10 protein-coding genes are annotated in these 10424 nt (G+C 62.4%); 7 read left to right on the top strand and 3 right to left on the bottom strand.

The annotated features are described in order from the left end of the window. Nucleotides 1-144 precede the first annotated feature (144 nt). The 7 genes from AC5DC2_RS12515 (at nucleotide 145) to AC5DC2_RS12485 (ending at nucleotide 8140) form a co-directional block, all read left to right on the top strand. Nucleotides 145-1803: an NAD+ synthase gene (locus tag AC5DC2_RS12515; RefSeq protein WP_491698704.1), complete on the top strand. Its 1659-nt coding sequence runs from the start codon at nucleotides 145-147 to the stop codon at nucleotides 1801-1803. 24 nt (nucleotides 1804-1827) lie between these two features. After that, the gene (locus AC5DC2_RS12510; RefSeq protein ID WP_491698703.1) at nucleotides 1828-2655 is read left to right on the top strand and encodes a TolB family protein; all 828 of its coding nucleotides are present in this window, start codon (nucleotides 1828-1830) and stop codon (nucleotides 2653-2655) included. 107 nt (nucleotides 2656-2762) lie between these two features. Then, entirely contained in the window at nucleotides 2763-3593 is an 831-nt protein-coding gene (locus AC5DC2_RS12505; protein ID WP_491698702.1) for a UDP-2,3-diacylglucosamine diphosphatase, read from the top strand. Nucleotides 3594-3993: 400 nt separating this feature from the next. Then, a complete protein-coding gene (locus AC5DC2_RS12500) occupies nucleotides 3994-5154 on the top strand; it encodes an ABC transporter permease (protein WP_491698701.1) in 1161 nt (386 codons plus the stop codon). 10 nt (nucleotides 5155-5164) lie between these two features. Next, nucleotides 5165-5983: an ABC transporter ATP-binding protein gene (locus AC5DC2_RS12495; protein ID WP_036236783.1), complete on the top strand. Its 819-nt coding sequence runs from the start codon at nucleotides 5165-5167 to the stop codon at nucleotides 5981-5983. 9 nt (nucleotides 5984-5992) lie between these two features. Beyond that, nucleotides 5993-7363, top strand: a complete 1371-nt coding sequence (locus tag AC5DC2_RS12490) for an MlaD family protein (protein WP_024707677.1) — start codon at nucleotides 5993-5995, stop codon at nucleotides 7361-7363. Between the two features lie 150 nt (nucleotides 7364-7513). Then, nucleotides 7514-8140 (top strand): ABC-type transport auxiliary lipoprotein family protein, encoded by a 627-nt coding sequence (locus AC5DC2_RS12485; RefSeq protein WP_491698700.1) that lies wholly within the window; start codon nucleotides 7514-7516, stop codon nucleotides 8138-8140. Between the two features lie 71 nt (nucleotides 8141-8211). On the opposite strand, the gene AC5DC2_RS12480 is transcribed toward AC5DC2_RS12485, so the two are convergent. From AC5DC2_RS12480 to AC5DC2_RS12470, 3 genes are all read right to left on the bottom strand, one after another. After that, entirely contained in the window at nucleotides 8212-9270 is a 1059-nt protein-coding gene (locus AC5DC2_RS12480; RefSeq protein ID WP_491698699.1) for an NADH:ubiquinone reductase (Na(+)-transporting) subunit F, read from the bottom strand. A gap of 190 nt (nucleotides 9271-9460) precedes the next feature. Further along, a complete protein-coding gene (locus AC5DC2_RS12475; protein ID WP_491698698.1) occupies nucleotides 9461-9832 on the bottom strand; it encodes a phenol hydroxylase subunit P4 in 372 nt (123 codons plus the stop codon). A 70-nt stretch (nucleotides 9833-9902) separates the two neighbouring features. Further along, on the bottom strand, nucleotides 9903-10424 hold a 522-nt coding region (locus tag AC5DC2_RS12470), incomplete at its 5' end, for a YHS domain-containing protein (protein WP_491698697.1).

The raw sequence follows: 10424 nt of genomic DNA, 5'->3' as shown, positions 1-10424 counted from the left end.
CCTGTCGGGGCATCTCTCCCTCAAGGGGAGAGAGTGTTAGAGCCCATCTTCCGGGTCTTATTCAGGCCGCCGCCTTTTTCCAGTTTGATTTTTCCGCCAAAACATGGTGTCCATCCCTCGTCGGACCTGAAAGGTGGAATTGCCATGGACAGCCTCAAAATCGCTCTCGCCCAGCTCAACCCGACGGTTGGCGATATCGCCGGCAATCTTGAGAAGCTGCGCGCCGCGCGCAGGAAGGCCGCCGCTGCGGGCGCCGATCTCGTGCTCTCCACCGAGCTCTTCATCTCAGGCTATCAGCCGGAAGATTTGGTAATGAAGCCGGCCTTTCTCGCCGCCTGCCAGAAGGCTGTCGAGGCGCTTGCGGCCGATACCGCAGACGGCGGCCCGGGCGTGATCGTCGGCTATCCGCGCAAGGGCGAGACCGGGCGTCACAATTCCGTCGCGGTGCTGGACGGCGGCGAGATCATCGCCATCCGCGACAAGGTCGACCTGCCGAACTATGGCGAATTTGACGAAAAGCGCGTCTTCGTGCCGGGCGAAATGCCGGGGCCGGTGAATTTCCGCGGCGTCAGGATCGGCATCCCGATCTGCGAGGATATCTGGGGCGATCTCGGCGTGTGCGAAACGCTCGCCGAAAGCGGCGCGGAACTGCTTCTGTCGCCCAACGGCTCGCCCTATTATCGCGGCAAGGTCGACGTGCGCCACCAGGTGGTGCTGAAGCAGGTGATCGAGACCGGGCTTCCGCTCGTCTATCTCAATACGCTCGGCGGTCAGGACGAACTGGTCTTCGACGGCGGCAGCTTCGGCTTCAACGCCGACAGGACGCTCGCCTTCCAGATGCCGCAGTTCGTCGAGGATATCACAGTCTCCGAATGGGAACGCGGCGAGGACGGCTGGCGCATTGTCGGCGGCAAGGTCGCGGCGCTGCCGATCGGCGAGGCCTCCGACTACCGCGCCTGCGTGCTCGGCTTTGCCGACTATGTGAACAAGAACGGCTTCAAGAGCGTGGTGCTCGGCCTTTCCGGGGGCATCGACTCGGCGATCTGTGCCGCCATTGCCGTTGATGCGCTCGGCGCGGAACGCGTGCACTGCGTCATGCTGCCCTATCGCTACACCTCCGAGGAATCGCTCTCCGATGCCGCGGCCTGCGCCAGGGCGCTCGGCTGCCGCTATGATGTGGTCGCTATCGAGGAACCGGTCACCGGCTTCCTCTCCGCGCTGGAGACCATGTTCGAGGGCACCGAGGAAGGGATCACCGAGGAAAACCTGCAGAGCCGCACGCGCGGCACGATCCTGATGGCGATTTCGAACAAGTTCGGCGCCATGGTGGTGACGACGGGCAACAAGTCGGAAATGTCGGTCGGCTATGCGACGCTCTACGGCGACATGAACGGCGGCTTCAACCCGATCAAGGACCTCTACAAGATGCAGGTCTACGCCGTTGCCGCCTGGCGCAACACCGAGCGGCCGGAAGGCATGCACGGGCCGGAGACGAACGCCATTCCGCAGAACATCATCGACAAGGCGCCGTCCGCGGAGCTTCGCCCGAACCAGACGGATCAGGATTCGCTGCCGCCCTATCCGGTGCTCGATGACATCCTTGAATGCCTCGTCGAGCGCGAGATGTCAGTGGAGGCGATCGTTGCGCGCGGGCATGACGCGGAAACGGTGCACCGGATCGAGCATCTGTTGTATGTCGCCGAATATAAGCGACGCCAGTCCGCGCCCGGCGTGAAGATCACGCGCAAGAATTTCGGGCGCGACCGGCGTTACCCGATTACCAACCGCTTCCGCGATCGTTAGTATCGCCGGGCCGGGGAGGGGCATATGAGAAGCTCAGTCGAGATTTATGACGTCGCCACGGGCGAACAGCGCGTTGTGTTTCAGTCTGAAGACCTGATCGAGGCGCCCAACTGGTCGCCTGACGGGCGCTTTCTGATGGTCAACAGCGACGGGCTGATGTACCGCCTGCCGCTGGAGGGCGCGCCGCGTCTCGAGACGATCGACACCGGCTTTGCCGAACAGTGCAACAACGACCACGGCATTTCGCCGGATGGCAAGACGATCGCGATCTCCGACAAGTGCGAATTCGGCAAATCGGCGATCTACACGCTGCCGGCGTCGGGCGGCGCACCGAAGCTGGTGACGCGCAACCTGCCGTCCTACTGGCACGGCTGGTCGCCGGACGGCGCCCGCTTTGCCTATTGCGGGATTCGTGACGACGTCTTCGACATCTACACGATTGCAGCCGAAGGCGGCGAGGAAACCCGTCTGACCCACGGTGAAGGCCGCAATGACGGGCCGGACTACAGTTTCGACGGAGAATGGATCTACTTCAACTCCTCGCGCACCGGCCTGATGCAGATCTGGCGCATCCATCCCGATGGCACCGGGCTTGAGCAGGTGACATTCGACAATGCCGGCAACTGGTTCGCCCATCCCTCGCCAAAGAATGATCGGGTGATCCTGATTTCCTATGAGCCGGATGTCTTCGACCATCCGCGCGACAAGGATGTCCGCCTGCGCGTGATGGATCCCGACGGCGGCAATCTGACGACGCTTTTCTCGCTCTTCGGGGGGCAGGGCACGATGAATTCGCCCAACTGGGCGCCCGACGGCGCGGCCTTCGCCTATGTCCGCTATTTCCCCGTCTGAGCGCGTCCGCCGGGCCGGCCTGTCATCAAGCTGAAATACGACTCGTGTTTTAAGGGTGCCATCCATGGATGCACAGAGGCCGCCGGGGGCTATGGCGGGTTGAGGCGATGGAACCCAGACAGTTCAGAACGCTTTTCATTTCCGACCTTCATTTGGGGTCAAAGGCCGCCAAGGCGGATTTCCTGCTTGATTTCATGCGCCACCACGACGCCGAGACGATCGTGCTCGTCGGCGACATCATCGACGGCTGGCGGCTGAAGCGCAGCTGGTACTGGCCGCAGCCCTTCAACGACGTGGTGCAGAAAATGCTGCGCAAGGCGCGCAAGGGCACGCGCATCGTCTATATTCCGGGCAATCACGACGAGTTCCTGCGGGATTTTCCCGGCACGCATTTCGGTGGCGTGGAAGTTGCGGAGCGGATGATATTCGAGGCGGCCGACGGCCGGAAATATCTCGTCATCCACGGCGATGAGTTCGATGTCGTCGTCCGCCACGCGCGCATCGTCGCCTATCTCGGCGACTGGGCCTATGATGCCGCGATCGCCATCAACCAGGTGCTGGCGGCCGTGCGCCGCAAGCTCGGCATGCCCTACTGGTCGTTTTCCGCCTGGGCCAAGCTGCAGGTCAAGCATGCCGTCAATTTCATCGGAGAGTTCCAGCGCGTGGTCGTGGACGAGGCGCGCAGGAACGAGGTCGACGGCGTCATCTGCGGCCATATCCACCATGCGGTGATGGAAGACATGGACGGCATCCGCTATATCAACACCGGCGACTGGGTGGAAAGCTGCACCGCGGTGGCCGAGCATTTCGACGGCACGTTCGAGCTGATCAACTGGCATAAGATCGAGGGCGTGGCCGAAGACGAGCCGCAGGAGGCGGACGATGCCGACATCGCGCCGCTGATCATGGCGGCCAAGGCCAAGGGCCGCGCGGCCTGACCGGAGCCTCCCGATCGCGCCTTCGCGGCTGTGCGTCTTCAGGCCGGGGCGTTTGCGAAAACCGTGCATCCCGCAATCATTCGACAGTCGGGCAAGGCCGGGCTTTCAGTCCGCGGGACTGACGGTATCGATGCAGATCTGTTGCATCGTCCGATAGATTGGGTCAACGGACGATACAGACTCCACTTTCGCGGCTGACGCGCTATATCATTCAAAAGACTTGCAATCTCTTTCCCGGCATGAAAAGCCTAACAAAGGTCATGATCGCGGTCGATCGTCACGTTCTCGGGTCTTCCGGCTTGCGATGGTTCGGCCGATGTCCCGCTGCCATGGCGGATGAGGCATTTTGCGCCGGGGCCGATGCGGCGTCGTACCGGCGCGGAACACTGGATACTTGCATTTGCAGAACGCGGACGAAACGAAAGCCTCCCTGACGGTTACGCCCGGCGACGGCGAAACGACCACAACCCTTTTTCTGCAGGGGTTCTGGACGGTTCGCAATGCGCGCCCGCTGAGCGGCGAGATCGATCAGCTGGCCGGACAGCTGGAAGGGCGGGGCGGCACGGCGGTGGTCGACCTTTCCGGGCTGGAGCGGCTCGACACGGCCGGCGCCTGGCTGGTGCGCGAGGTGCAGGCCGAATGCAGGGCTGCCGGTTTCGAGACCGAAGTCGCCGGAATGGATGCGCGCGTTTCCGATCTCATGGAGGCCATTCCGGAAACCTTGCCGGAGCCGGAAAAGTCGGAAACGCCGCGCAAGAGCCTGCCGGAGATCATTCTCGATCCGGTCGGCAGGTCGGCGGTGGCGGGCGGGCGCGATGTCTTCCGCGGGATCGGTTTTTTCGGCGCGCTCTTTCTCGGCCTGAAGGCGCTTCTGTCCAGGGGCGGCGGCGTCAATATGGCGGCCATCACGGCCCAGCTCGACCATATGGGCGTGCGCGCCGTGCCGATCATTGCGCTGATGTCGTTCCTCGTCGGAGCCATCATTGCCCAGCAGGGCGCCTTCCAGCTCAGCTATTTCGGCGCCGAGCTCTTCGTGGTCGATCTCGTCGGCATTCTGCAATTGCGCGAAATCGGCGTGCTCTTGACCGCGATTATGATCGCCGGACGCTCCGGCAGCGCGATCACCGCCGAGATCGGCGCCATGCGCATGCGCGAGGAAATCGACGCGCTGAGGGTGATGGGCTTCGATCCGGTCTCCGTTCTGGTGTTTCCGCGTATGGTGGCGCTCCTGATCGCGCTGCCGCTTCTGACGATCCTCGCCAACTTCGCCGCGCTTGCCGGCGCGGTGGTGGTACTTGATGTCTATTCCGGGATCACGCTCGAGACCTTCATGCAGCGCTTCCACGAGGCCGTCGACATGGCGGACGTGATCTCGGGCATGCTGAAGGCCCCCGTCATGGCGCTGATCATCGCCATCATCGCGGCCCTTGAGGGCATGAAGGTCGGCGGCAGCGCCGAATCCCTCGGCCAGAAGGTGACGGCGTCGGTGGTGAAGTCGATCTTCGTGGTGATCCTCGCCGACGGCATATTCGCCATTTTCTACGCAGCGATCGATTATTGAGGAGCAGGCGGTGAACGGCGAGGTCGACAGCAGAACGGAAGAAGACCGCGAAACCATTCTGAGCGTGCGCGGGCTCACCGTCGGTTTTGGCGGTCCGACCGTGCTCGAAGATCTCGATCTCGACGTCTATCGCGGCGAAATTCTCGGCTTCGTCGGCGGGTCGGGCACGGGCAAGTCGGTGCTGATGCGCACGGTGCTGAGGCTGAATGCGCGCCAGGCGGGCACGATCTCGATCTTCGGCAGGGATTTCGACAATCTGAGTTATGAAGACAGGCTCGCCGTCGATATGCGCGTCGGCGTCCTGTTCCAGCAGGGGGCGCTGTTTTCCGGCCTTACCGTTCTTGAAAACGTGCAGGTGCCGATGCGCGAATATCTCGATCTGCCCAAGGCGATGATGGACGATCTCGCGCGGCTGAAGATCGAGATGGTGGGGTTGAGGCCCGAGGCGGCGGAGCGTTATCCCTCGGAGCTTTCCGGCGGCATGATCAAGCGCGCGGCGCTTGCCCGGGCGCTGGCGCTCGACCCGGACCTGGTGTTTCTGGACGAGCCGACCTCGGGCCTTGACCCGATCGGCGCGGCCGAGTTTGACGAACTGATCGGCCGGCTGCGTGACACGCTCGGCCTTACGGTCTATATGGTGACTCACGACCTCGACAGCCTGCACGCCGTATGTGACAGGATTGCGGTGCTTGGAAGGAAGAAGGTGCTGGTCGAGGGAACGCTCGACAAGATGCTCGCCTTCGATGACCCGTGGGTCCAGAGCTATTTCAGGGGCAAGAGGTCCCGCGCTATTTTCGAAAACGCCGCAGATGGCCAACAACAGCGTTGACGGGCAGGCATGGAAACCAAAGCTAACTATACCATTGTCGGTTTTTTCGTACTGCTGGTGCTGGCCTCGGCCGCCGGCTTCGTGTTCTGGCTGCAGGAATACGGCCGGCAGGGACCGATCGCCGAACTGATCGTGCGCATTCCGGGCTCGGCCAACGGCCTAAGCGTCGGCTCCGCCGTGCGTTTCAACGGCATCCAGGTCGGCTCGATCAAGGCCCTGGAAATTGACCCGGAGGACCCGCGCTTCACCATCGCCCGCACCGAGGTGAAGGCTGCCACGCCGGTTCATGACAGCACCACCGCCAAGCTTGAGCTTCAGGGCCTGACGGGAACCGGCTATATCGAACTTGCCGCCAACGGCCAGGACGGACCGAACATCCTGCAGGAAGCGCTGAAGAACGACCAGCCCGCCGAACTGACGGCCGACAAGTCCAGTCTTTCCAACCTGCTGACGACGGCCGACCGGATCATGAAACGGATCGATTCGACGGCAAGCGACGTTCAGACGCTGGTCGAGGACATATCCCCGACACTGACGAAGACGGTCAGCAATGTCGAGACCTTCACCGGAGCGCTTGCCGACAATTCCGACGAGATCGGCGATTTCCTCGAGACCGTCGGCAAATTGTCGCGCACCGTCGACAGTCTCTCCGGCCGGCTCGAGACGACGGTCGATTCGCTCGACAAGGTGATCAAGGCCGTCAATCCGGACGAGGTCGCAAGCATCATCAACAATGCCAACACGATCACCGCCAATGTCGCCGTCGCCTCGAAGAACCTCGACAATGTGATTGCCAAGTTCGCCGACGCGGTTGAAAGCTACAGCACCTTCGGCGATCAGGCCTTTGACGTCTTCAAGAAAGTCGATGCCATTGTCTCGGCGATCGACGCCAACAAGGTCGGCACTTCCGTCGACGATCTCGCGGTGGTCATGGCCGACGCCAAGCAGGCCGTGGCCTCGATCCGCGACGTGGCCGACAGCGTGAATTCGAAGACCCAGAACATCGACACGGCGATCGACAATATCAGCGAGCTTTCCGTCAAGCTCAACGAGGCCTCCTCGCGCGTCAATGACGTGCTGGTGAAGGTCGACAACCTGCTGGGGTCCGACAATGTCGAATCGCTGTCCGATCAGGCCCGCCAGACCCTGGCTGCGGTGCAGCAGGCCGCCGAGACGCTGAATGCCCGCATCGGGCCGATCACCGCGAACCTCGAGAATTTCTCGGGCTCCGGACTGCGCGATGTCCGCGCGCTGGTGTCCGATACGCGCCGGACGGTCGACAGTCTCAACCGGACGATCAATTCCATCAGCAACGATCCGCAGCAGTTCATCTTCGGTACGGACACCATGAAGACCTATGACGGTCGCAATCGCTATTGAGGTTCAAGGCCTGGTTGCGCCGGTCTGAAAGAGGCCCGCCGAAAGCGCGTCCTGGCGGGAGAAAGTCGCTATCAGGACCTTTGCAATCCGGTTCTTATGCCTTACTTCATTGAAATGAATGGATTAGCAGGTCCCAGGAAGGACGGAAGCATGTTTTTTGCGGCGAGAGAGAAAGCCGGAGCGCTGGTAGGACCGCTCGTTGCGCTCGGTCTCCTCGCGGCGGGCCTCAGCGGCTGCGCCCTTCGTCCGCCGAGCGATACGTTTGACCTGACGGCACGGGCGGCGAGCCCGGTGACGGCCGAGCGCGCGCGCACGGCCCGGCTTCAGCTGCTGGTGCCGACGCCGTCGGCCATCCAGGTGCTCGACAATCGCGGCATCGTTGTCAGGCTTTCCGGTTCCGAGCTTCGCTATCTGGCCAACGCCCAGTGGAGCGATCTGTTGCCGTCGGTCATTCAGGCACGGCTCGTTGCGGGGCTGGAGAACACCGGCCTCTTCGGCGGCGTCGGCATGCCGGGGCAGGGGCTTGCGATCGACTATCAGGTGGTGGTGGAGATCCGCGAATTCGCGATCGACGCGGCGGGGCCGGGGACGGCGGACGTAGTGCTCTCGGTCAAGCTCCTCGATGACCGCACCGGCGTCGTCAGGGCCCAGCGCCTGTTTGAAAGCAGCGTCGGCGTCAACCCGTCTGCATCGAGCGGCGTGCTCGTTGCCGCCCTCGACAAGGCCTTCGCCGACGTCCAGGCCGAAATCGTCGGCTGGATCGCCGCCACGCTCTAACCTATTGAATCTACGCATCGTTCTTTCCAAAAATCGATTCTGATTTTTGGGCCGATGCGCCAGGAGGAGGGTCAGATGCGGCGGAAGACCGGGCTTTTGATCCTGTCCTCGTCGGCCGCCGTCAGGAACTTTTCGGTAAAGATTCCTTCCTCGAACAGAAAACCGCGCATCAGCGTGCGGATGGTCGCCTCGATCATCGGCGGCGGCCCGCAGAGATAGGCGGTGGTGTCGGCGAAACCGTCGGGAAAGGCGCGCTGCAGCGCCTCGTGGATGAAGCCGGTCTCGCCCTGCCACCCGTCGCCGGGGTCGGGTTCGGACAGTGCCGGAACGTAGCGGAAATTGCCGTGCTCGGCGGCGAGCGTCTCGAACAGGTCGCGATAGTAGAGATCCTTCAGGCCGCGCGCGCCTTGAAACAGGTAGACGGGCTCGTCCCAGCCGCTTTCCAGAAGATCGAGCACCATGGATTTCGGGCTGGAAAGCCCGCTGCCGCCGCCGACGAAGATCTGCGTGCCGCCGCGCGAGCGTCGGGTGAAGAACTGGCCGTAAGGGCCTGTAAAAGAAAGATGATCGCTTTCTTTAAGGGTCTCGTGCAGAAGCGGTGTTGCCTTGCCGCCCGGCACCTTGCGCACGTTGAGTTCGATCGTCGCGCCGTCCTTCGGGCTGGAGGCGATGGAGAAGGCGCGCGGTCCTTCGACCCCCGGCACGGTCAGATTGATGTACTGGCCAGGCTGGAAGCGGATCGGGTCGCCGTCGATGGCCAGCCAGATGCCCTTGATGTCGGGGGTGAGGTCAACGATTTTCGTGACCGTCGCCGAGAAGTCGCGGATCGGAATGTGTTCGGCATCCTCGTCCTCGTCGATTTCAGCCTCGATCACCACGTCTTCCGTCAGCCGCGCGCAGCAGGCAAGCGTCTTGCCGTCCTCGCGCTCGAAATCCATGAGCGCGAAGGAGGAGGCATCGGCATGGTCCACCTCGCCCTCCAGCACATCGACCTTGCAGGTCCCGCAAAGCCCGTGGCCGCAGGCATGCGGCAGCCAGATACCCTGCCTGAGACAGGCATCGAGAATGGTCTGGTCCTCGCGGACCTCGATGGTTTCGCCGATCGGCTCGACGGTCAGCCTGAAGGCCATGGGGCGCCTCTCTCAAATTCTCTGGGAGAACACCGCCGGTTACGCCGGAAATGTTCTCCATGCTCGATTGCCTTTGAATGATCGTCCTGGAACGTCGGGCGAAAAAGCGGAATCCGGCTTTTCGTTACCCCGATGCGTAGATTCAATAGGTTAGAGCGTCCTTTGTGCGTCCGAATGGACGCACGGCGCTCTAGACGGTCGCCACGCCGCCGACACCGGAAAGGCCCGGCGTCCAGAAACGGATCAGCGACTTGTGGCCGATCCCGTTTTCGGCAAGCGACTTCTCCGGATCGGGATGGGCCTCCTTGCCGTCGATCGTCCAGCGCACCGCGCTCCAGTCGATCTTCTTGAAATCGGGATGCATGCCGTAATAGGTCGGCAGGATCTGGCTGAGGATCGCGCCGAAAGGCATGGCCGGCGGCAGCGGAAAGGCGATTGCCGCGCAGAACATCAGATGTTCTTCCCAGTGGATGTAGACAAGCTGGTTGCCGTGAAAATTCTCCAGTCGGTCGCGGATTTCGACCTTCTCGGCATAATCGGGGTCAAGAGCGACAACGCCCATGGTTTCCTCCTTGAAAACGAATGAGACCTTGCCCGGCGCCTCATGCGCCGGGCGGATGCGACCGTGCGGTCTATTCGGCCGCCACCTTGGCGCGTTCGTTCTGCCACTCCTCCCAGAGCTTTTGGTCGGGGGAGACGGACTGGTCCATGTTGTCGGCGCCGACATTCATGTTGTACCACTTCAACACATCGCCGAGATCGGCTCCGCCGCAATGGCCCTGGAAGATCTGGTGCACGGGCAGCCAGGCCTGGGCGTATTTCTCCGGCTCGTGGTCGAAGATGTCCTTGCAGCCATCGGAGCAGAAGTGATAGCGCTCGCCCTTGTAGGTGCTTTCGCGGAAGGAGATCGTGTTCGGATCGCCGGGTTCCGTGTAACCCATGGGGATCTGGCAGCAATTGCAGAGCTGCGGCAGGGCGTTGTTGTAGAAGCGCTTGCCGTCTGCGTCCATCTTCCGCCACTGTTCGTAGCGCGGCCGGTAATACTTGTCGAACGTGTCCGGATACTTTTCCGAAAGCCAGCCCATCTCCTCGGCATCCGGCAACCAGGTGTGGAAGGCGGCGGCCTGGGTGTAGTTGTAGAAGATCGACCAGTT

This window comes from Martelella sp., from assembly GCF_984369615.1.
This window is presented reverse-complemented; position numbering and strand designations above follow the sequence as displayed.

Bases quoted from the DNA above. Each gene is read 5' to 3' on its own strand.
- AC5DC2_RS12490 (WP_024707677.1), top strand. From the start codon at position 5,993: ATGGAAACCAAAGCTAACTATACCATTGTCGGTTTTTTCGTACTGCTG.
- AC5DC2_RS12475 (WP_491698698.1), bottom strand. From the start codon at position 9,832: ATGGGCGTTGTCGCTCTTGACCCCGATTATGCCGAGAAGGTCGAAATC.
- AC5DC2_RS12485 (WP_491698700.1), top strand. From the start codon at position 7,514: ATGTTTTTTGCGGCGAGAGAGAAAGCCGGAGCGCTGGTAGGACCGCTC.
- AC5DC2_RS12510 (WP_491698703.1), top strand. From the start codon at position 1,828: ATGAGAAGCTCAGTCGAGATTTATGACGTCGCCACGGGCGAACAGCGC.
- AC5DC2_RS12480 (WP_491698699.1), bottom strand. From the start codon at position 9,270: ATGGCCTTCAGGCTGACCGTCGAGCCGATCGGCGAAACCATCGAGGTC.
- AC5DC2_RS12515 (WP_491698704.1), top strand. From the start codon at position 145: ATGGACAGCCTCAAAATCGCTCTCGCCCAGCTCAACCCGACGGTTGGC.
- AC5DC2_RS12505 (WP_491698702.1), top strand. From the start codon at position 2,763: ATGGAACCCAGACAGTTCAGAACGCTTTTCATTTCCGACCTTCATTTG.